Source organism: Pradoshia sp. Z3_51 (assembly GCF_058215915.1).
The window spans coordinates 156,678-178,141 of the sequence record NZ_JBZAJC010000005.1 but is presented as its reverse complement, the minus strand read 5'-3'; the positions used below and the strand labels follow the sequence as shown (position 1 = coordinate 178,141).

General features: G+C 36.7%; 22 protein-coding genes and 1 riboswitch. Of the genes, 11 read left to right on the top strand and 11 right to left on the bottom strand.

Features of this window, described 5'->3' with window-relative positions; all coding sequences use genetic code 11:
• The first annotated feature begins 161 nt into the window (after positions 1-161).
• Entirely contained in the window at positions 162-923 is a 762-nt protein-coding gene (locus AC4BHA_RS12320) for a glucose 1-dehydrogenase (RefSeq protein WP_066104838.1), read from the top strand.
• Positions 924-1,284: 361 nt separating this feature from the next.
• Here AC4BHA_RS12320 and AC4BHA_RS12315 read toward each other — a convergent pair whose 3' ends face one another.
• Genes AC4BHA_RS12315 through AC4BHA_RS12305 form a run of 3 tightly spaced genes read right to left on the bottom strand, consistent with a single transcriptional unit; the run spans position 1,285 to position 4,003 of the window.
• Positions 1,285-2,007, bottom strand: coding sequence for an MOSC domain-containing protein (locus AC4BHA_RS12315; RefSeq protein WP_490558726.1), 723 nt, complete (start codon positions 2,005-2,007; stop codon positions 1,285-1,287).
• Between the two features lie 12 nt (positions 2,008-2,019).
• The gene (locus tag AC4BHA_RS12310; RefSeq protein ID WP_066104829.1) at positions 2,020-2,673 is read right to left on the bottom strand and encodes a potassium channel family protein; all 654 of its coding nucleotides are present in this window, start codon (positions 2,671-2,673) and stop codon (positions 2,020-2,022) included.
• Between the two features lie 16 nt (positions 2,674-2,689).
• Positions 2,690-4,003 (bottom strand): TrkH family potassium uptake protein, encoded by a 1,314-nt coding sequence (locus AC4BHA_RS12305; RefSeq protein WP_066104823.1) that lies wholly within the window; start codon positions 4,001-4,003, stop codon positions 2,690-2,692.
• Between the two features lie 317 nt (positions 4,004-4,320).
• Between AC4BHA_RS12305 and AC4BHA_RS12300 the strand changes: the two genes are divergently transcribed.
• The gene (locus AC4BHA_RS12300) at positions 4,321-4,509 is read left to right on the top strand and encodes a hypothetical protein (protein WP_066104817.1); all 189 of its coding nucleotides are present in this window, start codon (positions 4,321-4,323) and stop codon (positions 4,507-4,509) included.
• 72 nt (positions 4,510-4,581) lie between these two features.
• Here the strand turns inward: AC4BHA_RS12300 and AC4BHA_RS12295 are convergent, their stop codons facing one another.
• Together AC4BHA_RS12295 and AC4BHA_RS12290 are read right to left on the bottom strand one after the other, a co-directional pair.
• The gene (locus tag AC4BHA_RS12295; protein ID WP_066104814.1) at positions 4,582-5,451 is read right to left on the bottom strand and encodes a hypothetical protein; all 870 of its coding nucleotides are present in this window, start codon (positions 5,449-5,451) and stop codon (positions 4,582-4,584) included.
• Positions 5,452-5,535: 84 nt separating this feature from the next.
• Entirely contained in the window at positions 5,536-7,185 is a 1,650-nt protein-coding gene (locus tag AC4BHA_RS12290; RefSeq protein WP_139892452.1) for a glycosyl hydrolase family 28-related protein, read from the bottom strand.
• A 186-nt stretch (positions 7,186-7,371) separates the two neighbouring features.
• Here AC4BHA_RS12290 and lepB point away from each other — a divergent pair, with 186 nt between their 5' ends.
• Positions 7,372-7,920, top strand: a complete 549-nt coding sequence (gene lepB / locus AC4BHA_RS12285; protein ID WP_254654709.1) for a signal peptidase I — start codon at positions 7,372-7,374, stop codon at positions 7,918-7,920.
• Between the two features lie 65 nt (positions 7,921-7,985).
• Here the strand turns inward: lepB and AC4BHA_RS12280 are convergent, their stop codons facing one another.
• The 5 genes from AC4BHA_RS12280 to AC4BHA_RS12260 all read right to left on the bottom strand — a co-directional run bounded on the left by AC4BHA_RS12280 (position 7,986) and on the right by AC4BHA_RS12260 (position 11,399).
• Positions 7,986-8,189, bottom strand: a complete 204-nt coding sequence (locus AC4BHA_RS12280) for a hypothetical protein (protein WP_066104806.1) — start codon at positions 8,187-8,189, stop codon at positions 7,986-7,988.
• A gap of 69 nt (positions 8,190-8,258) precedes the next feature.
• Positions 8,259-9,482 (bottom strand): hypothetical protein, encoded by a 1,224-nt coding sequence (locus tag AC4BHA_RS12275; RefSeq protein ID WP_139892450.1) that lies wholly within the window; start codon positions 9,480-9,482, stop codon positions 8,259-8,261.
• A gap of 13 nt (positions 9,483-9,495) precedes the next feature.
• A complete protein-coding gene (locus AC4BHA_RS12270; RefSeq protein WP_066104800.1) occupies positions 9,496-10,329 on the bottom strand; it encodes a hypothetical protein in 834 nt (277 codons plus the stop codon).
• Complete coding sequence (locus AC4BHA_RS12265; protein WP_066104796.1) at positions 10,326-11,015, bottom strand: ABC transporter ATP-binding protein; 690 nt, start codon at positions 11,013-11,015, stop codon at positions 10,326-10,328. The genes AC4BHA_RS12270 and AC4BHA_RS12265 overlap by 4 nt, the downstream gene beginning before the upstream one ends.
• A gap of 12 nt (positions 11,016-11,027) precedes the next feature.
• Positions 11,028-11,399 carry a GntR family transcriptional regulator gene (locus tag AC4BHA_RS12260; RefSeq protein WP_066104793.1) on the bottom strand — a complete coding sequence of 124 codons (372 nt, stop codon included), beginning with the start codon at positions 11,397-11,399 and terminating at the stop codon, positions 11,028-11,030.
• Positions 11,400-11,604: 205 nt separating this feature from the next.
• Here AC4BHA_RS12260 and AC4BHA_RS12255 point away from each other — a divergent pair, with 205 nt between their 5' ends.
• On the top strand, positions 11,605-12,447 hold the full coding sequence (locus AC4BHA_RS12255) for a patatin-like phospholipase family protein (protein ID WP_066104791.1): 843 nt from the start codon (positions 11,605-11,607) through the stop codon (positions 12,445-12,447).
• 47 nt (positions 12,448-12,494) lie between these two features.
• Here the strand turns inward: AC4BHA_RS12255 and AC4BHA_RS12250 are convergent, their stop codons facing one another.
• On the bottom strand, positions 12,495-13,538 hold the full coding sequence (locus AC4BHA_RS12250; protein WP_066104788.1) for a M42 family metallopeptidase: 1,044 nt from the start codon (positions 13,536-13,538) through the stop codon (positions 12,495-12,497).
• A gap of 133 nt (positions 13,539-13,671) precedes the next feature.
• A riboswitch (SAM riboswitch) is annotated at positions 13,672-13,776 on the top strand.
• 183 nt (positions 13,777-13,959) lie between these two features.
• Between AC4BHA_RS12250 and AC4BHA_RS12245 the strand changes: the two genes are divergently transcribed.
• The 7 genes from AC4BHA_RS12245 to AC4BHA_RS12215 all read left to right on the top strand — a co-directional run bounded on the left by AC4BHA_RS12245 (position 13,960) and on the right by AC4BHA_RS12215 (position 21,448).
• Entirely contained in the window at positions 13,960-15,060 is a 1,101-nt protein-coding gene (locus AC4BHA_RS12245) for a methionine biosynthesis PLP-dependent protein (RefSeq protein ID WP_066104782.1), read from the top strand.
• 142 nt (positions 15,061-15,202) lie between these two features.
• The gene (locus tag AC4BHA_RS12240; protein ID WP_066104780.1) at positions 15,203-15,988 is read left to right on the top strand and encodes an ABC transporter ATP-binding protein; all 786 of its coding nucleotides are present in this window, start codon (positions 15,203-15,205) and stop codon (positions 15,986-15,988) included.
• Between the two features lie 3 nt (positions 15,989-15,991).
• Positions 15,992-17,623, top strand: coding sequence for an ABC-2 family transporter permease (locus AC4BHA_RS12235; protein WP_490558725.1), 1,632 nt, complete (start codon positions 15,992-15,994; stop codon positions 17,621-17,623).
• A 158-nt stretch (positions 17,624-17,781) separates the two neighbouring features.
• Positions 17,782-18,327, top strand: coding sequence for a cysteine hydrolase family protein (locus AC4BHA_RS12230; RefSeq protein WP_139892446.1), 546 nt, complete (start codon positions 17,782-17,784; stop codon positions 18,325-18,327).
• Between the two features lie 17 nt (positions 18,328-18,344).
• Positions 18,345-19,826 (top strand): nicotinate phosphoribosyltransferase, encoded by a 1,482-nt coding sequence (locus AC4BHA_RS12225; protein ID WP_066104773.1) that lies wholly within the window; start codon positions 18,345-18,347, stop codon positions 19,824-19,826.
• A 77-nt stretch (positions 19,827-19,903) separates the two neighbouring features.
• Positions 19,904-20,029: a hypothetical protein gene (locus AC4BHA_RS12220; RefSeq protein ID WP_257469149.1), complete on the top strand. Its 126-nt coding sequence runs from the start codon at positions 19,904-19,906 to the stop codon at positions 20,027-20,029.
• 192 nt (positions 20,030-20,221) lie between these two features.
• A complete protein-coding gene (locus AC4BHA_RS12215; protein ID WP_066104769.1) occupies positions 20,222-21,448 on the top strand; it encodes a helix-turn-helix domain-containing protein in 1,227 nt (408 codons plus the stop codon).
• Positions 21,449-21,464: the final 16 nt, after the last annotated feature.

The window sequence follows — 21,464 nt, the reverse complement described above, 5'->3', positions numbered from 1 at the left end:
ACTTTTCAGATTTGATATATTGGAATATCAAATGCTGTGTTTCTATAAATAAAACTGGAACTTTAATCTATCATAACAGTAAGTTATAGAATTCATCGCCCTGATTTATGATCCATACATGAATCTGCCAATTAATTTAACGATGATTAGGAGGATGAACAATGGGAAGATTGCAAGACCAAGTAGCCATTATTACAGGTGGAGCGAATGGTATTGGTAAATCAATTGCGACACGCTATGCGGAAGAAGGGGCAAAGCTGGTAATTGCCGATTTCAATGAAGAAGCATTGCAAGCTACTGTCAATGAATTTAAAGCGCAAGATGTTGAGATAATGGGTGTAAAAGTCAATGTGGCAGTTGAAGAAGATGTTCAAAAAATGGTGGAAGAAACTGTGGCCACATTTGGTCGCGTAGATATTTTAGTTAACTGTGCAGGTGTATTAGACAAAATGCAGGCTGCTCATAATGTAGAAGATGCAGTTTGGAGCCGCGTAATGGATATTAATGTTGGCGGTGTAATGCGCGGTACACGTAAAGTATTGCCATACTTCCAGGCTCAGGGCAGCGGCGTAATCGTGAACCTTTCCTCCATTACCGGTTTAACTGGTGGACGTGGCGGATTTACGTATACTGCGGCTAAACATGCAGTTACGGGCATGACTAAAAATATTGCATCTCATTATGGCCCGCAAGGGATTCGTTGCAATGGAATCGCACCGGCCCAAGTTGAGACTGGGTTAACCAGTTCAGTGGATGGTATGGATATGGAAGGATTACAATATGCAACGCGTGGTGTTAGTTTAATGCCTCGTGCTGCTAAGCCACAAGAAATTGCAGACATTGCCCTTTTCTTGGCAAGCAATGAATCTTCCTATATTAATGGTGTAGTATTGGCAGCGGATGCAGGATGGTCTGCTTACTAATCAGATTAAAAAATGAATAGGTTTGAAAAAAAGGAATCCATTTGGATTCTTTTTTTATTACTATCTAGCATTTCTATATGGGTTTTCTATTAAAATTCAACATGGATCATAGTGGGGGAGAAAGGGATACAGGGAGAAAAGTGTATTTAATAAGTAGTTCATGGCAAAGACAAAACAGTGCAATTGTCCTGAAAGTTAAGGAATTTTTATTCCTGATACTGGTGATTAATTGCGGATATTCTAAACACGAATCTACCAATAAGAAATCATTAAAATTAGTAAAATAGGGAACCAAATGGGTTCCCTTGTTTTGCTTATTACTATGAGTCTTGAACTAACAACTAGCATAAAATAAGAAATCTTAAACTAATTGTACCTCATTACCTATCCGGATTTTTCCGGTTTTAAGAACGGAGGCATATACACCGAAACAATTCTGACGAGTTCTATTAATAAATTTTAATAGAGAAGGATCCTTTTCGCTGTTTTCGGGATTAATGGTAATAATCATGCATCTTTCACAATGTCGGTTAACTTGTATTTCAACCGATTCACCAATCAAAAGACGTCTTCCGAACCAGGTATCTTCTATATATGGTTGCTTTTCAGTTAGATCGAGGACCAAGTTAGGGCGAAACCGTTTATAGTCTATCAGACTTCCATACTGCTTTTTTAATTCTAGAAGAGAAGCATCTGTTACGAGCAATAAATGTTCCACCTCAATTGCGCCTAGTGGCACATCATTCGGGGTGAATTGTACAGGAGTAATACTCCTGTTTGCTGCCGTTTCTAGGTCCTTAATCAATCCAGGGTGATTCCACGTTACTCTTTTTCCTGATGGCGTGACTACTTCGATGGGTGGATAGGTATCCAAGCTGTCAGGACCCATAAAGGATGCTTGGTAACTTGCCATGATTGGAGCCTGAGTGATGGTCAGAAATTTATTTGTACGGCTATTGTCTATATAAGCATGACTGCGATCCCCATAAAGACCATAGGGCATTACATTAGATTCCTGAACATGTTCACCTGTAAAGGATTTAACAGGGTGGCGCATAATTGCTTTCACGTGCCCGATTAACATAGCAACCCGCCTTTATTTATATTTCTTTTTGAACTTCTCGATACTGGTATTTGAACCAATCAGTAAAAAGTCGTCTCCTTCTTGTAATTTGAGATCCGCAAAATGCGATAATATTGGCTGTCCATTACGAAGGACTAAGGACACCGTAATATCGAATTTTCTTGAAAAATTCAATTCGTTCAATGACTTTCCATGCATCGTTTCAGGTACTTGCATTTCAATTGCAGAAATATCCTTCGTGATTTCAATATATTCAATGACACCTGTTAATAATTCCTGACGTGCCACTTTCCGACCAGCTTCTTCCTCTGGAAGGATAATACGATCGGCACCAAGGCTTTTTAAAATTTCCCCGATTTCTCGATTGTTAGCCTTGGCGATGATTTTTTTTGCTTTTCTTTCTTTCAGTTTTTTTGTAATTAAAATGGCCGAAAAGGCATCAGAGCCAATTGCAACAAAGACCGCATTGAATTGATCGATTTTCAGTTCATCGAGTACAAGCGGATCACGAAAGTCACCGACAATCGCATGAGTCGAATATTCATCTAAGGACTCGAGATTTTTTTCACTGCGATCTGTAACGATTACTTCACAATGTTGTTTGTATAATTCTTTTACGATGCCAGTACCAAATCTTCCTGCTCCAATGACTAGATATGATTTCATGAAAAATGTCCCCTTTTTAGCCTACTGCTAAGTCTTCTTTTAAATATCTTGTTTTAACTTTTTCTACTTTAAAAATAGTATAAATGAAACTGAATACACCTATTCGGCCGATAATCATCAGCATGATTAAAATGGATTTTGAAACAGGTGTTAATTCAGATGTAATTCCAAATGATAAGCCTGTATTTGTCAGGGCAGATAACACCTCAAACATCAATGGCTCCAATGGCTGCGTTTGTAACATGGTTAATAAAATCGTAGAACCAAAAAACAATGCCATAAAAGTAAAGAAAACCATAAAGGATTTATCAACTGCTTCCTGAGCAATGGTTTTTTTATAGATAACAACCTCTTTTTGTGATTTCGCTACAGATAATACCTTTGATAATAGTACTGCAAAGGTGGTCAATCGTATACCGCCTCCTGTACTGGAGGAAGCTCCCCCTATAAACATAAATAGGGTCAAACATAAAAAGGTAGTGATTGTTACTTGTGAGACATCAATCGTTGAAAGCCCACCATTTCTTGCTGTCGCCGAAAAAAACAATGAATTCGATAGTTTTTCCCAAATGGAAAGTCCGCTAAACGTATTATTTGTTTCCAAAAAGAAAAATATAGCCATACCGATAAATAGTAGGAGAAAATGAAGTCTTATATTAATCTTTGTAAACAAACTTTTCTTCCTTCTAAAAGATAAGAAGTACTCTACCAATGTCGGATAGCCAAGACTTCCTAAGAAGATTGTTATAGCCGTTGTTATTAGGAAAAGATGATTATGTTTAAATGAAATCAGGCTATCACCGAATAAATCAAATCCGGAATTAGTGAAGCTTGCTACTGCATGAAAGGCAGACACGAATGCCGCATCCCAAAAATCATCATATCGGGGTCGTATCTCCCCTAATAATATAAAGAAACAAATCGTTTCTACTAATAAGGCAATGACTAAAACCGAAATTCCAAGAGATGTAATGGAACTTAGTTTTGACTGGTTTTGGTCCTTAGATAAAAGAAGCATACTTGATACCGTAATCTTCTTGTCCATCACGACAAACAGGTAACTGATTAATACAACAATCCCGATTCCGCCAAGCTGCATTTCCACCATTAAGATGGATTGTCCCACCCTGGTTAATTCTGTTCCTACGTCTATTGTAGTAAGTCCTGTTACGCTTAAGGCGCTTGTGGACAGAAATAGAGAATCCATTATAGAAAACCCGATGGAATTGGACTGGGGTATCCATAACAAAAAGGCAAATAAAATGATAAAACCTATGTATAGGAAGAATATTTGCCGGAATGAGTGGATTGAAGATTTGCTCTGCTGCATATTTATTTAATCTCCATTTCTTCTTTGTAAAGTTAGTGTATTGATTCATAATATAACCCGTTTGCTGTAAAAGCCAATATCATCGTACTATATCTCATAATAAAACACCAAATAACATTTTTTCGTGTTCACTAAACAGTTTTTTATCCTATCACAATTTATACGAATTTAAAACAGTAAAATAAACTTATAGGATTACGTTTATGACAGAAAATCAACCCGTAAAAAAAAAATACTAGTTAACTAGACAAATAGATGGCGATTTTTCTAAAGAACTGAATATAAATAAGTGAGGACTTAATGGGAGGGGAACCATTATGGACAATATCCAAAATTTATATGAGCGTTATAAAAAAGGCGAGAAATTTGCTAAGCCCTTTAGCCAAAAGCAAGTGGGGAAGCTAAGTGCAAAAGATCCAACAGAACTGGCATCCAATAACAAAGTGGTTCAGGATATGCTAAAGAAGTATTCACAACAGTTCCAAAATAATAGACATTTTATATGAGCATCTGTATTAAACTTTGACCTTATTACTATATGAATAAGGGCATTTTTTTTGTAAACAAATAAAACCCCTTTAATTAGGGGTTTTGGCAAAGGGCCATTCTTCTTTTTCAACCATAAGTGCATACTCAATATTTTCAGCTTGATACATTAGGGCATAATGTAAAAATAAGATATTTTGTTTATCAATAACATCAAATTGAGAAGAGTAGCTGGACAATATGGTCACCTTATCAGTTCCGCGATAGTTGAAATGGAAAACAAGTCTGTTTTTCTTTATTTTCACAAGGGGAGCCTCCCAGTTTAACACTTCTGGATCGCCGGTTTCTTTTGAAAGTATGGCATATTCCCGTTCGACTCCGATAAGCTGATGTAAATCCTTGGTTTCGCATTCAAAGGCAATATTATATCGTTGTTTATAACTGATTTTAAAGTCCTCCAAAAAGTAATCAAGTGCGGAAAAATAATTCACCTCCATCGTTTCTTCATCAAGGAATGTGAACAACTTTCCGATGCTTGCATCTGAATACATGGCTGACAGAAGGGTTGCTTTTGAGCTTTGCAATTCTATAAAGGCAACTGCAGCCGTTTCTTTATCCTCCACCTCAAATTCCATTTGAAATAGCTTGAAACGTTTGAGCTGCCTCGTTGTACTAGGAATAATTAAAAATAAAATGATCCAGACTGATAATAAGAAGATTCCCTTCAATATGGTAAGCAGAAAGGTGGAGGAAATCAGTGGTTTAATTACATATTCCGTCCACCATGTAGGAGGAACAGCAGTTGAAATAGGAAGCGGTTTCACATCACCCCATAACAATTGATATAGTGTCCAGCCGATGATGAAGAGCAGCCCGCTATAATAAATAAAAGTCAGTATATCGTTTATTAGGTCTTTGATTGATGAAAGGAACTGTTTGAGGACTTCTGCAATCCGACTCACGAAATAGTCACCTCTTCACATTTTACAGGAAAGACCATAAATGTATATGCGAAGAGGTGGAGAAATAGAATAGGTAATTAAGTTTTAATCCATTTTTAAAATGGGTGTCTTATATCCAACCGTATGAATATTATTCAGCTTGACTTTATGGTTGGCATTTTTAATTGCGATATCTCCAATCTTTGATTCAGCCTGTACATTTGATATAGTTGCTTTTGCTACACCTTTACCAATATCGATGGCAGTTGGAGCTGAGTTTTTTATGGAAATAGTACTTAAACGAATGTCATCGGTATGCTGCCTGCCGCCAACTATTTTTATATCCGTACCCGCAGTTTGGAAATTTTCTATTGTTATATTTGCCAGTGTGATATGACGAGATTTATATTGAATGGAAACCATTGGATTCCTTTGATAATCATAATTCGAATCTCCGAGCAGAGTGAAATGGTTAATAACCACATTTTGATAGGCTGATACGACTAGACACCTTGGAGTCGAGCCTTCATAAAGATCTGTGAAAATGGGTGCAATTGCAACGATATTCGTCGCTGTTATATTAAAGGCAGATTTAGACTGTGGCTCTGATTCGAGATGGTGGCCTATGTGCCGAAAGTTATAGGAACGATTATCATGGATAGATATATGTCCGATAATATGAACATTGGAAGCAGCTGATGCAGTACCATGCGCCTTTATTTCAACCCCTCCAAAGCACCTGGTTGAAGAATTATTAATCAGCCAAACATCGTCAGATCCGTCATCTACCTCAAACCCATTTGAATTGGAGAATCCCTTCATGTGAGCTCTGCCGCTTGGATCACACATATGGCTGTTTGTAATCAGAATATGGCTGCTATGATGTGTTGTTATTCCATCATCTCCAAATCCATAGCCAGAAAGATGATCTAACCATATATATTGGCTCGGCCATCTCGAACGTGTGCCATCGCCCAAATATGTATAGTAGGCAGCTGAAACATCAAAACAGTGTAAACCTGCATTACGGGCTACAACATCCTTCACCCATCCATAAGTAACATGAGCATATGTTAAACAGCTCGAACGGTTATTACCGGAACTAGTTCGATCGCTCTGTGGAAGCCTTTCTACATTCCAGTCAAGTGTCATCCCCTGTACGAGAATATGATGATTACCACGGATTGGACTAGAGTTTGTAATAAGAATAGCTTTCTTTGGTGTTTCATTGGCTAATTTAAGAACCGTTTTATCTTTACCTTCTCCTATCAGACATGTGTAGGAGGGGAGCTTTAGTCCCTTAACAATAAAAACACCTTCCGGAATATAAACCATTCGCTTACCTTTACCAAGAGCAGCCTCAAACGCTTTAGTATTGTCTGTTATCCCATCACCAACAGCACCATAGTCGGTTACATTGATCTGTTCCTGGATCTTTTGATTTAAATGCTGATACTCTTCATCTAATTTCTTTTTCCATGCTGGAAAAGGGTGACCGTTCAAGATTGTGAAATCAGCTGGATTTTTTAGCTCAGGCTGTCTGCTTGTTGTCAATAAGAGACGGGGAAATGCATATTTTAAATCCCTTAGTGGCTTCCGATTAGGCATGGAAAGAGGGGAAAACTTATTTAATTTTTCATTAAGCAATGAAAACGTCTCTTTTACCAGACTTGCTGGAGTTTGGTTTGAGGGAAGCCATCTAGATAAGAGAATTTCATTTTTATTTGGATCATGATTTTTCGATAAGTACAACATACTGGAGTTTCACTCCTCACGTGAATGAAAAATGGATGTTATTGTATTCCCTTACTAGATGTAAATTAATCGTAATGAAAATGTAATATCGTTTGTAGGTATCTTAGCATATTATATGGGTATAAAATATAAGAATCATATGTAGAAACAACTAGAGGAATCATGCTTGAAAGAAGGAGACTGCGATTGAGGAAGTTATTTAAAACTGAAGTAGGAAGTTGGATTATCTCTATCGCATTTGCAATCGTCTTAGCTTATCTTGTAAAAACATTTATCATTTCCTTTTTTATAGTTGAAGGAGCCTCAATGGAACCAACACTTTATAATAATGAAAAAGTCTTGGTCAATAAGTTAGCGGCGTATAGCGGTTCAGTTGATCGTCAGGATATAGTAGTCATTCGAGATGATGGAAAAGATAAATACTATATAAAGCGGATTATAGGGTTACCTGGAGAAAAGGTTGAATATAAGAATGACTCGCTTTATATAAACGGCAAGCAAAAAGATGAGCCATATCTGCCTGATGAACAAGGAGAAGTTGATTTACTGAAAATGAATAAAACAGGTGACTTTGATCCATTGAAAGTTCCTAATGATCATTATTTTGTGATGGGAGATAATCGGTTGAACAGCAGGGATAGCCGTAATGGATTGGGCTACATAGATGAAGATGATATAGTCGGTACATGTGAATATGTCATTCTCCCATTTGAACACGCACGTAAAACAGATTGATAAAATTGCATCTCCACATGGTGTGGAAAAGGTGAATGGCTCTCGAGCCATTCACCTTTCCGTTTTTAAATATTGCGTTTATAGGTTTCTTTTGTCAGCACCGGGAATTGATCCACAGGAGCATCGAGTTTTTGTATATTGAAAACCTCTCCATATTTCTCAAGTTCATTGGCTATTTGATCCTGCAACTCTCTGGTCGGAACCTCCACGTTGTATTTAGTACCTTCATGCAAAAGCCTTGGCTCCGTTTCAAAATAAACATAGTACATGGGGAATTCCTCCAAATCATCATTTGGTTATTGTATTCCCTTTTTGAAGTTAACAAAACAATTTTTACATTATAGACCAATAATCTGATATAAATATAGATCCATATAGTCTATCTTTTGATCGTTGCTTTTTGTCTCAATCGTTCCTTCGAAAATGGATTTTCCGTCTTCGAAATTAAAGATGCTTATATAAGGTTTGTTTTTTTCTCCTCTATAAGTGAGAATCATTTTGTTGTGATATACATTTATATTGTGATCAAACATTTCTGAGTTCACTTGGATTTTATGATCCTTTGTGATTTTTTGTTTCTCAAAATCATACGTAACCATAGCGACTATTTTCTTTCCGTTCTCATCTTTAATAGCGGAAACATATAATGAAGTTTGATCATAAGCTATATTAAAACTAGAACCATCTTCTTGTAATAGCTGTTTCGTTAAATCACTCGGAAGGGTCAACCTATCTAATTTCTTTGTTTTATAGTTGTACACATATAAGTCACGGCTAACAGTTTGACTGTTTTCATCTGTATGGATAGTCTTATCTATCTGAAATGTAAAATGAGTACGAGCTTGCGTCGGGTTAGTATCTGTTAAACTGGTTATATAAATATCTTGCTGATCCGTTGATTGTTCAGTTGTCAAAATCGAATTATCGTCAATTAGTTTTTCCTTTTTAAGGTTAATCGTATATTCCTGAAGTATTTCTGTCCCATCTTTCGAATTACTGCGTGTCATGACAAATAATTCATTCGTGGAGATTTGGACATCAAGGATTTCAATAAAAGATGAATATTCCTGATTGGGCAGGTTTACTTCAAAAGAGGTTGTATCCTCTGTTTTCTTATTGAGCTGATCAATTTTTAAACTGAAATTATGCATTCCATGTCTGGTAGAAAAATCATACTTGGAGTCGACAAAAATGACTTGATTTGTGTCATTGTACAACTGGTTACTATAAATTTTTCCTCTCATAAAGGAAGAATACTGATTTGCTAAATCTTTCAATTCCGCTGTTTCTAAATATTTTTCCCCGTAGTCCACCTGCTCAAAAAAAGGTAATTCAGATCGATAAGTGGCCCCCTCTTTCGTTACATTAAACGTTTCTGTGAATCCACCTACTTGATAATCTGCTTCCAATGATAAGGTGTCTAAGATTTTAGCATCTCCATTTATTTGTTTGACGTAAAAATCAGGGAGGGTGGAGGAAGAAAAGGCCTGATTTATATAAAATACTGATATGGATAGCACAGCAACAAGCAGGATCAGAATAGAATTTCGATATTTTTTCATATGTTTCCTCTCCTTACACAGTTATTTTCTTATTTAATAAATAGCGGCTTAATAAAATGGAGATAATGCCTAAAATACTGGCTGTAACGCTTACAATGATGATTTGCTCAGATGTATAAATGTAATTACCTATTTCTAATAATTCGATTAATATAATAGGTGCTGATAATACAGCTATAACACCTACACAGTATAGGATGGCAAGAATGATTCCTTTCCATTTAAAGCTGCGCTCAAGCAATATGGCCGTGAATAGGATGCTCAAAGCAATAAATCCTGCACCATAATATAAAACGAATTCTGTGAAGGTAGATGGGAGAATAACCGTAATAAATTGAGATCCCTTGATTAAGCTGCCAATCGATACCTCATGTAAATAATCCGCTGATATAAACCATTTCAAAATTTTTGATTCAATTAGAAGGAGTATCAATTGGATAGATACTAGTGAGAGTACAAGTAGCATTATAGCTGTTAATTTCGAAAAATAAATATTCATTCTTGATGTAGGAATCATTAATAAACGATAGATAAAGGATCCTTTACCTGACCAGTCACGGTACCAAATTAGAAAGATATATAAGAAGATGGCACCTGCACATAAGGCAATCGGACCATTAAACCAAATAGAATTCACATAATTGTCCATGCCATAATAACCAAATTCTTCAATAAAGACTTCTATAGGGACACCATTCGTTAATGATTTATTAGCGTCACTCATGTAGATGTTAGCTTCAATGATTAACCCGGCAACTTGTATAATAAAAACAGCAATAATCAATCCAAATAAAATTTTTGTAAATCGATTTAACTCCATATTCACAAGCTTAAAAAAGCGATTCATCCTCTATACACCTCTCTCATTACATCTACGACAGACTTACCTTCGTTATTTCGAACTTCTTCTGCATTAAATTCTTTATAAACGACTCCGTCATTTAACAAAACAACTTTATCAATGAGGTGCTCAATATCGTTGATTTCATGGGTTGTGATGATAACACCGCGGTCTTCAATCAGGTGGCTTGTAAAGACATCTGCTATTTGTTCACGGCTGAAAATATCGATACCGGAGAATGGTTCATCCATAAGAACATAATCAACATCCAGAGCCAATCCCAATAACAAATTCACTTTCGCGGTATTTCCTTTAGATAATGTTGAAATCCGTATGTTTTCATCCAATTTGAAAAAGCTCAATAATTCATCGGCGCGATCTTGGTTCCAACTCTCATAAAAATCATTCATAAAATCCATTGCCTGCATAATGGTGAAGTTCGAAAGCATCGTGAACGTATCTGGAATAAATGTGATTTTCTCATACGTATCCTTCGTTCTTTTAGTTCCGTTTATAAGAATTTCTCCACCATCAATAGGAGTAAGGCCCATGATGGATTTCATAATCGTTGTTTTACCTACACCGTTTATACCGATTAAACACGTGATTTCCCCTTTGTTGGCTGTGAATGATACATCATCCAATACGTTTTTTCTTCCAAATTTTTTCGTTACATTTTTTACTTCTAACATGAAATCCCCTCCTTACTCTTGTTCCGCATTATATTTTTCTTTGACAATACTCAACAGTTCATCTACTGGTAATTGAATCGGTTTAATTGCCTGAACAAAGGTATCAACGGCTTCAACAATGAGTTCCTGACGAACGCTTGACAATATGACCTTGTCGGTTGTGACCCGGCTTGGGAAATTTCTTTCTGTGTGAATCAATCCCTGTTCCTCCATTTCCTTATACGCTTTTTGAGCAGTATTGGGGTTTATTTTTAGAAGATTGGCAAGCTCACGTCGAGAAGGAATCTCCTCTCCGCTTGCAAGCCGACCGGTCGCTATTTGTTCTTTGAAGTAACGGACAACTTGTAAATATACAGGATCCCGGTTATTAAAGATGATGTTCATTAATTCATCTCCTATGGCTTTTTAACCAATTATTAGTGTGTGTACTATGTAGTTCATACACTTGATATGTGTACTATACAGTTAATACACTAAAACTGTCAATAGGATAGTAAAAAATTCCCTGAAATAGTTTTAAAACGTGTAATTATTTAAGAAGGGTCATGGCAAAATAATAAGGATTCTCTGGGGAAGGAGTTTACTTGTTATGCATAATACAGGCCTGGTTCTAGAGGGTGGCGGAATGAGAGGGCTATATACAGCTGGAGTTCTGAGGTATTTGATGGAACAGGATATATATGTGCCATATACAATTGGTGTTTCAGCTGGTGCATGTAATGGCTCTTCTTATATTGCACGGCAAATAGACCGTAATTATGCGGCGAATATCGATTATGTCTCACACCCGGAATACCTATCCTATAAACGTTTTCTGAAGAAACGTGAATTATTTGGAATGGACTTTATTTTTGATAAAATTCCAAATGAACTGGTCCCATTTGATATAAAGGCTTTTTGTGAAGCAAAGGAACAGTTTGTCGTGGGTGTTACAGATTGCGTAACAGGCGAACCTGTATACTATAGAAAAGAGCACCTAATAAAAGATATTACAACGATTCTGCGCGCATCCAGTTCGATTCCTTTTTTTGCTCCGGAAATCTCTTATGATGGAAGAATGCTGCTGGATGGCGGTGTTGCCGATCCAATACCGATACAAAAATCTCAAGCAGACGGGAATACGAAAAATATCGTTGTGCTTACTGGGAATAAAGGCTATATGAAAGCATCGTCGCTTGATTGGCTTGGAAAAAGAAAATATAAGAACTATCAAGGGCTGCTAAAGGCTCTTCGCAAACGGCATATCGTTTACAATGACACGATCCGCTATTTGGAGGAACAAGAAGAAAAGGGACTTGTCGTCATTATTCGTCCATTAGTGAAATCAGATGTCAGCCGTGTTGAGCGTAACCCTAAAAAGCTGAAAAAGCTGTACAATCAAGGATATGCTGAAGCCAAGGCTGCTTATGGAAAAATCAAACGGTTATTATAATAAAAACCCATCACTTAAATGGTGATGGGTTAACGTTTAGTATGAAATTAGGCTAATTCTGATTGTAAGTAATTCCAGATTAACTGGGCAGTATGTTCAATAGAGCTGATATGGGTTCTTTCAAAAGCATGTGAAGCATCAATGCCGGGTCCAATTAATCCGTGTATGATATCATAGCCGGCACGGATGGCAGCAGAAGCATCAGATCCGTAAAAAGGATATATATCTACACGGTAATCAATCTTGTGTTGCTTTGCCAATTCGACTAAATGCTGACGCAGGCCATAATGATAGGGTCCGCTAGAATCTTTTGCACAAATGGAAACACTGTATTCATCCGTAGATTGTCCTTCTCCAATTGCTCCCATATCTACAGCCAGGTATTCAACAGTTTCAGCAGGAATGTTGGAGTTTCCGCCATAGCCTATTTCTTCATTATTTGAAATTAAGAAGTGGGTCGTATAGGGGAGAGTGATGCCTTCTTCTTTTAACTGTTTAATGATATACATCAGTATGCCGACACTCGCTTTATCATCTAAATGACGGGATTTAATAAATCCATTGTCTGTCAGTTCAACACGGGGCTCGAAGGAAACAAAATCACCTACAGAAATACCTAGACCTTCTGTATCCGTCTTGCTTTTTGTCACAGCATCAATTCGAACTTCAATCGTTGCATCCTCGCGTTTAATATCTCCCATTTTCTGATAAACATGGACAGAAGTTTGATTTAAAAGAATCGTCCCTGTAAACGTTTTACCTTCAGCTGTATGGATTTTACAATATTCGCCTTCAACAGAATTCCAACGAAATCCGCCGATCATCGATAATTTTAAACGCCCGCTTGGTTTGATTTCTTTCACCATAGCACCTAATGTATCTACATGGGCTGTTAGAAAACGGTGCTTTGAATCATCCTGTCCCTTGATTGTTGCCAATAGGGCACCTTTATTTGTTTTTACTGCAGGTATTCCTTGAGATTGTAAAAACTGTGCTACATGATCAATTACTTCCGTTGTATAGCCGCTCGGACTTGGAATGGATACAAGGTCTTTTATGTACTGGAAAATTTCCTGGCCATTGGCTTTCATGGTTCCGAATCACTCCTTTTTATGTATAGATTTATTATATACCTTTGTTAAAAAGTTGGACAATAAAGGCAGAAATAACTTGCTTTTTTAGCAGTAGGACTGTAAATTTATAGTTAAATAAATATTCTGAAAAATCTTATCAAGAGAGATGGAGGGACAGGCCCTGTGAAGTCTCAGCAACCGCCAATATGGAAAGGTGCTAATTCCTGCAGGAACAATCATTCCTGGCCGATAAGAAGGGACTCACTCTAATGAAAAGTCTTCTTCTTGAAGACTTTTTTCGTTTTTAAGCATATTTTTATTCACTGGGAAAATGAGTGGATGTAAGTAATTCGTAACTTTGATGGCAAATTAGAGCCGGATGAAGGTAAATCAGAGTAACTGTATTTCGGGGATTAATAAAGAGAGAGGGGTCATACATATGACAACAGTTAAAATCGAAACACTCTTAGCTCAAATAGGCAATCGAAGTGAAACACAAACAGGTACTGTTAATCCGCCAGTTTATTTTTCCACAGCCTATCGCCATAACGGAATAGGGGAATCAACAGGGTTTGATTACATAAGAACAGGAAACCCAACCAGAAAATTATTAGAGGAAGCAATTGCCGAGCTAGAGGGTGGTAAACAGGGATTTGCCTTTAGTTCAGGTATGGCTGCCATTCACTCATTGCTATGTTTATTTTCTCCAGGTGATGAAATAGCCGTCTCTGCCGATCTGTATGGAGGGACATATCGGTTATTTGAGCAAATATGGAAGACGTATGGCATCAAGTTTAACTATTGCCATACATATGAAGATTTCGCTGAATCCATTACGGAAAATACGAAGGCCTTCTTTATAGAAACACCGACAAATCCGCTTATGCAGGAAATGGATATTAAAGAAATTGCTCAACTGACCCAATCTAACAATCTACTGCTCCTTGTGGATAATACGTTTTATACACCCATTTTGCAAAGACCGATTGAGCAGGGAGCAGATATCGTTGTCCACAGTGCCACCAAATATTTAGCAGGACATAATGATGTATTGGCTGGATTAATTGTCTCAAAGAGTAAAGAGGTTGGTGCGCGCCTAGAAGAATATCAAAATGCAACAGGCGCTGTACTGCCGCCATTTGACTCCTGGCTTGTGATGAGGGGAATGAAAACATTGAGCCTAAGGATGAGGCAGCATGAGGAAAATGCTAAGATAATCAGCCGATTTTTAAGAGAAAGAGAAGAAGTGACAGATGTCCTTTATCCTGGTAAAGGGGGGATGATATCGTTCCGGCTGAAATCAGAGGAATGGATCAATCCATTTTTAAAAAGCCTTCGCATCATATCTTTTGCTGAAAGTCTGGGTGGAGTAGAAAGTTTAATGACGTACCCTGCTACACAAACACATGCGGATATCCCTGAGGAAGTGCGTACACAAAATGGAGTCTGTAATTGTTTGCTGCGCTATTCTGTTGGGATAGAGCATGCGAATGATTTGATTGATGATCTTATTCAAGCTTTTGAATCATTATCGGTTTAGGTTATTAGAAATTTGAACTTTACAGGCATTTAGGTGCATCATGAAGGATTCCAGAAGTAATACCTAAAAAGGATAAATTAGAAAATTATGCAAATTAACGACCCGTTTTGATATACTATACCAAAATGGGTCTTTGGGGAGAATGAAAATGGCTGAACTGGTGATTTCTATTAGCAATCTTCAAATGCATTATGGATCGAAAGAAGTACTTCGAGGAATTAATCTTGATGTAAACAAGGGACAAATTATTGGCTATATAGGTCCCAATGGGGCGGGGAAAACTACCACAGTTAAAATATTGCTCGGACTCCTTACAGACTATACAGGCTCAGTGAAGGTCTTTGATAAAGAGCTTTCTGAGGATAGGATTACCTATAAAAATAGAATTGGCTATGTGCCTGAATTGGCAGATTTATATGATGTATTGACTGCACGTGAATATTTGACTTTTATAGGTGAGCTTTATGGCTTATCTTATGAGCAGGCTGACCAAAAGGCTTTTAAACTAATGAGGCTATTAAATATTGAAGAAATGTATGATTCACGAATAAATAGTTATTCAAAAGGGATGAAGCAAAAGGTTCTATTAATTTCAAGCCTTCTTCATAATCCGGATATTTTATTTTTAGATGAACCTTTAAGCGGTCTCGACGCGAATAGCGTTATGGTCATTAAAGAATTGCTTGGACTGCTGGCAAGCGAGGGAAAAACTATTTTTTATTCCTCACATATCATGGATGTCGTCGAGAAAATTAGCAATCGAATTATTTTACTGCATGAAGGCAGGATTGTTGCAGATGGAAGCTTTGCAGAATTACAGGATGTTGGCAAGGAAGGAACTCTTGAAGAAATTTTTAACCAATTAACTGGTTTTACACAGCATCGTTCAATTGCCGAAGATATTGTATCTGTTGTTAAAGAGGATTAATAGATGAAAAAATTTATGAGTTTGCGTGTGTTGGATAGAGGACAAAAGCTCTTTCAGTGGATGGGAATTGATTATCCGGTTATGAGAAGAATTCTTCAGGTTAAGCTTACAATGGATGCCAGAAGAGTTCCAACTTTGATGAATGATGGGTCTGGAAATACAGGTAAGGATTCAAATCAATTTTTAAAATCCTTATGGGTTTATGCGCTTATGGGTCTAATACTGATTCCTTTTATTATTATGGGTGAAAATTATTTTTTCCAAATGAGTATGTTGTTTGCGGTATTTATGTTTTTTATCATTACATCTTTAATATCTGATTTTTCCCATGTGATGCTTGATATACGGGATCAGTCTATTTTATTGTCTAGACCGGTTGATGGGAGAACGGTCTCGGTGGCAAAGCTGATACATATTATTATTTACCTTGGCACAATAACCCTTATTTTTATTGCGCCTGCGTTCATTGCTGCTATTGTTACTCAAGGAATTGGCTTTAGTCTGTTATTTTTGCTGGTCATTATATTGATTGATATATGGATAGTCTTGCTTACTGCTTTAATCTACTTGGTTATTTTAAAGTATTTTGATGGAGAGAAATTAAAGGATTTTATCAGTTATGTACAAATCTCCTTGTCTATTTTAATGATTGTTGGCTATCAACTAACGGTAAGGATATTTGACCTTGTAGATAGGCAAGTAGAATTTACACCAACTTGGTGGAGCTATATTCTTGCGCCTATTTGGTATGCCGCTCCCTTTGAGGTAATACTAAATGGGAATTTTGCATGGCAATATATTCTCTTAATCAGCTTGGCTGTAATTGTACCGCTTGTTTCTGTCATTATTTATATTAAAAATGTTCAAAACTTTGAGCAGTATTTACAAAAGTTAACTAATCATACAGGAGCCTTATCGAAAAAGAAACGCAGTTATTTTTCAATGTTCCTATTACGAAATAAAGAAGAACGAGTCTTTTATCATTTCGCAAAAAACCTCATGAAAAACGAACAGGCGTTTAAACTGAAGGTATATCCATCTATTGGAATGGTTATTATTTTTCCGTTTATTACACTACTCAATCAATTCGGGGAAAATGGATGGAAAGGTATTCAAAATGGCAGCGGTTATTATACAATTTATTTCAGTGCGCTTATGATTCCAACTATTGCTATTGCACTCCGATATACCGATTCATATAAAGGAGCATGGATATACAGGGCCTCTCCATTACAGAGTGCTAAGTCTATCTTTATAGGTACATGGAATGCGGTTATGGCCAAGTATGTTCTTCCCATCTATTTGGCATATAGCTTTCTATTTATTCTTATATATGGAAGTGCTATCTTTTGGGATCTATTGATTGGTCTCTTTACGTTATTTATAATGGCAGTCCTGTCGTTCAGGACATATACAATTATATTGCCATTTTCTAAACCAACTTCTGCAACACAGGAGAATGAGGGGATTAAGACCGTTTTCCTGCTTTTCATTCTTGGCGTATTTGCAGGTTTTCACTTTCTTATAAGCAAGGTTGAGTATGGTTTATATGGATATGGGGGAGTCTTGCTGATCACAGCTATTCTTGTATGGCGATATGGATTTAGGGTCGACTTTAAAGATTTAAAGGATTGATACGATTTTAATAACCACTGTGTTCGTATCAAAAAGCGCTGTTTATTTTATTGGTGGTTGACTTTCTTTAAAATCAAAGTAGGCATTTTGTAATACAATTTGATATTCTATACGTACGATAAGCGGATTTGATGGAAAATGGATAGGGGAGTGGAGAGATGAAAGCTTTAATCAATATAGATTATACAAATGACTTTATAGCAGATGCTGGCAAATTAACATGCGGTAAACCTGGAAAGGAAATTGAAGAGTACATTGTTTCTTTAACAAAAAGATTCATTGAGGACAAAGATTTTGTTGTATTTGCTATTGATGTACACGATGAGAATGATCCATTTCACCCTGAAAGTAAATTATTCCCACCGCATAATATACGTGGTACCGAAGGTCGTTTATTATTTGGAAATCTTCAAAATGTGTATAATACTAATATTGGACAAGAGAACCTGCTATGGATTGATAAAACACGATACTCTGCCTTTGCTGGTACTGATTTGGAAATTAAATTGCGTGAACGCGGAATCACGGAATTACATTTAGTAGGAGTTTGTACAGATATCTGTATTTTGCATACAGCAGTGGATGCCTATAATAAAGGGTTTAAAATAGTAATACATAAAAATGGAGTGGCGAGCTTTAATGAAGCAGGTCATGAGTGGGCCTTATCCCATTTTGAAAATACGCTGGGAGCCAGTGTTTTGTAATTGAAGGAGGAAGTTTGATGACACATTATCCGGACGACAGCTTTGCTTTGCATACAGACCTATACCAAATTAATATGATGGAAACCTATTTTAAAGATGGGATTCATAATAAAAAAGCGGTATTTGATGTGTATTTCAGGCGCAACCCATTTAAGAACGGTTATGCCATATTTGCCGGACTTGAACGGGTGATTACATATATTAAAGACTTAAAATTTACAGAGAGTGATATTCAATATTTAAGGGAAGAGCTTAAGTATGACGAAGTATTCCTTGAATATTTAAAAGAACTGCGTTTTACAGGCACCATCAGAAGCATGAAAGAAGGCGAGCTCGTTTTCGAAAATGAGCCTTTAATGCGAATTGAGGCTCCGCTTGCAGAAGCTCAGCTGGTTGAAACAGCAATATTGAATATTATTAATTACCAAACTCTTATTGCAACAAAAGCATCACGTCTGAGTGTAGTAACTGGTGGTGAATCCCTGTTTGAATTCGGTACAAGGAGAGCACAGGAAACGGAAGCGGCAATTTGGGGAACAAGAGCCGCTTATATCGGCGGTTTTCAGGCAAGCAGTAATGTCAGAGCTGGCAAGAAATTCGGCATTCCGGTAGTAGGAACTCATGCGCACGCGCTTGTTCAGGCTTATCGGGATGAATATACAGCCTTCCGAAAATATGCAGAATCACATTATGATTGCACCTTCCTTGTTGACACCTTTGATACATTAAAATCAGGTGTGCCAACTGCCATACGAGTAGCGAAGGAAATGGGCGATAAAATTAATTTTAAAGCCATTCGTTTGGATAGTGGGGATTTAGCTTACTTGTCTAAGAAAGCACGCAAAATGCTTGATGAAGCAGGCTTCACAGATACATTAATTACGGCTTCCAATGATTTAGATGAAGCAACAATCCTGAACCTGAAAGCACAGGGCGCCAAAATTGATATGTGGGGTGTCGGAACCAAACTGATCACGGCCTATGACCAGCCAGCTTTAGGAGCTGTATATAAAATGGTCAGCATTGAAGATGAAAACGGCGATATGGTTGATACAATCAAAATCAGTGCAAATCCTGAAAAAGTGACTACTCCTGGCATGAAGAATGTGTATCGGATTATTAATAAGGAAACAAATAAATCGGAAGGGGATTATATTACACTCGAATATGAAAATCCTGCTTCTGAGAAAATATTGACTATGTTCCATCCTGTACATACCTTCATTAGCAAGGAAGTAACAAATTTTGATGCAGTACCACTGCATGAAAACATCTTTGTGGATGGGCAATTAGTGTATAAAACACCAGACTTGACGGTTATTCAACAATTTGCAAAGGATAACCTGGACTTGCTTTGGGATGAATATAAACGGTTCCTTAATCCGGAAAAATATCCGGTTGATCTAAGTCCAAAATGCTGGGAAAATAAACGGGTTCGTATTCAGGAAATAATGGAACACGTGAGAAAAACAGAAGCTGAAGTGAAAAACTGGAGATAATCAGCAATCCACCTTGCCAATAGACAAGGTGGATTTTTTGCTTTCAAAATAAATTTTAGGAAGGGAGTGCTTATACCTTGAAATGGAGACAATTATTTCGTGAGTATCGTAATATCCTTCCGAATGATTTAGAACAAGTTAGAATTAAAGGGATAAGATTACGCAAACGGCGAACCATGCTGAAAAAGAATGAATGTGGCTAAGAAATATTTAATGAACCTGGCATATAGCCAGGTTTTTATTTTTACTGACTAAAATCCGCTATAATATCAGACTGAATGTCGGTAAATGATGAAATGAGGGGAACGAAAATTATAAAAATAGGTTTCAGGATGTATGTTAGAACTTGACTTTTAAATATATAATATTGGAAACAAATGGAAGAGGGTGGGTGCATGAAAGTAGGTTCGTTGATTAAATATTATCGGACTAAGCAGGGATTAACTCAAAGTGAGCTGGTCGAAGGCATATGTTCTGTACCTCATCTAAGTAAGATTGAACATAATGAGAAGGAAGCAAATGACCAAACTATCCATTTATTATTACAACGTTTAGGAGCAGACTTAACGAATGTTTATGAACAAAATAATACGGTGAAAAGATTGCTGGATGAATGGATTGAATGCATCAATTATTTTCAGATTGAAGAGGCAAAAGAGATTGATCGGAAGTTAGATAGTTTGGTAGATTTCATTGCCTATACACCACATTTATTTTTATATGAATTGTATAAAATGAGATATTTATTATTTATTAAGGATACTAAAAAAGCCATTCAACACTATAAATGGCTTGATAAACATAAGAAGAATTTAAATTATCAGGAGCTATATTTGCTTCATTATTATCATGCTATTTGTCTGCTCATCCAAAATAAGTACAGACAGGCCAATGAAGTTTTAGAGGAATTAGTTTCTGCAAGCAGGGATGGGATGAGTGTTTCTGCGGATGTTTATTATCATTTGGCACTTGCTAAATGTCATATGGAACAGCATGGGCATGCTATCTTCTATGCTAACGAGGCACTAAATGCCTTTACTGCCCAATATAATATAAAGCGAATTATGCACACGCTTGTGATTCTCGGCATTAGTTATACCGATACAGGCATTTATGAGGTGGCAGCAGAGTGCTATAAACATTTGAAAAGAAATGCTGAGATCCTAAATGAATCGGCAACTTTATCGATTGCCTATCATAATATTGGCTATTTAAAGCAGAAAAAAGGAGAGCTGAGTGAAGCAAGAGACTATTATTATAAAGCTGTAAATTGTGAAGCGGAGAATGCCCAATCTTCTATGGTGAGCCTTTATGCTTTGGCAGAAACCTCTTATTATTTGGGAGAATGGGAACAGGCGAAAGAGTATTTACATCACTTAAAGAAGAAAGCTCAAGAAACCGGGTCTAAAATATATCAAATGCTGCCCAATTATTATTTATATATGATTCAGGGGGAAGAAGAAAGAGCGATTAGCTATTTAGAAGAGTATACCCTTCCTTATCTATATAATGGGGAATCTCATTATAATGATATTCGCAGTGTTAGTAAAATTTTGGCAGATTATTATAAGAAATCAGGAAAGTTTCAGAAAGCCTTGCAATATATTTATACAGACTACTAGTTAAGGAGGAGAATAG

Coding starts and splice junctions, on each gene's coding strand:
- AC4BHA_RS12290 (WP_139892452.1), bottom strand. CDS start 7,185: ATGTTGTACTTATCGAAAAATCATGATCCAAATAAAAATGAAATTCTC.
- AC4BHA_RS12275 (WP_139892450.1), bottom strand. CDS start 9,482: ATGAAAAAATATCGAAATTCTATTCTGATCCTGCTTGTTGCTGTGCTA.
- AC4BHA_RS12265 (WP_066104796.1), bottom strand. CDS start 11,015: ATGTTAGAAGTAAAAAATGTAACGAAAAAATTTGGAAGAAAAAACGTA.
- AC4BHA_RS12310 (WP_066104829.1), bottom strand. CDS start 2,673: ATGAAATCATATCTAGTCATTGGAGCAGGAAGATTTGGTACTGGCATC.
- AC4BHA_RS12225 (WP_066104773.1), top strand. CDS start 18,345: ATGACACATTATCCGGACGACAGCTTTGCTTTGCATACAGACCTATAC.
- AC4BHA_RS12230 (WP_139892446.1), top strand. CDS start 17,782: ATGAAAGCTTTAATCAATATAGATTATACAAATGACTTTATAGCAGAT.
- AC4BHA_RS12315 (WP_490558726.1), bottom strand. CDS start 2,007: ATGTTAATCGGGCACGTGAAAGCAATTATGCGCCACCCTGTTAAATCC.
- AC4BHA_RS12255 (WP_066104791.1), top strand. CDS start 11,605: ATGCATAATACAGGCCTGGTTCTAGAGGGTGGCGGAATGAGAGGGCTA.
- AC4BHA_RS12215 (WP_066104769.1), top strand. CDS start 20,222: ATGAAAGTAGGTTCGTTGATTAAATATTATCGGACTAAGCAGGGATTA.
- AC4BHA_RS12305 (WP_066104823.1), bottom strand. CDS start 4,003: ATGCAGCAGAGCAAATCTTCAATCCACTCATTCCGGCAAATATTCTTC.
- AC4BHA_RS12260 (WP_066104793.1), bottom strand. CDS start 11,399: ATGAACATCATCTTTAATAACCGGGATCCTGTATATTTACAAGTTGTC.
- AC4BHA_RS12270 (WP_066104800.1), bottom strand. CDS start 10,329: ATGAATCGCTTTTTTAAGCTTGTGAATATGGAGTTAAATCGATTTACA.
- AC4BHA_RS12250 (WP_066104788.1), bottom strand. CDS start 13,538: ATGAAAGCCAATGGCCAGGAAATTTTCCAGTACATAAAAGACCTTGTA.
- AC4BHA_RS12320 (WP_066104838.1), top strand. CDS start 162: ATGGGAAGATTGCAAGACCAAGTAGCCATTATTACAGGTGGAGCGAAT.
- AC4BHA_RS12300 (WP_066104817.1), top strand. CDS start 4,321: ATGGACAATATCCAAAATTTATATGAGCGTTATAAAAAAGGCGAGAAA.
- AC4BHA_RS12235 (WP_490558725.1), top strand. CDS start 15,992: ATGAAAAAATTTATGAGTTTGCGTGTGTTGGATAGAGGACAAAAGCTC.
- AC4BHA_RS12245 (WP_066104782.1), top strand. CDS start 13,960: ATGACAACAGTTAAAATCGAAACACTCTTAGCTCAAATAGGCAATCGA.
- AC4BHA_RS12280 (WP_066104806.1), bottom strand. CDS start 8,189: ATGTACTATGTTTATTTTGAAACGGAGCCAAGGCTTTTGCATGAAGGT.
- AC4BHA_RS12240 (WP_066104780.1), top strand. CDS start 15,203: ATGAAAATGGCTGAACTGGTGATTTCTATTAGCAATCTTCAAATGCAT.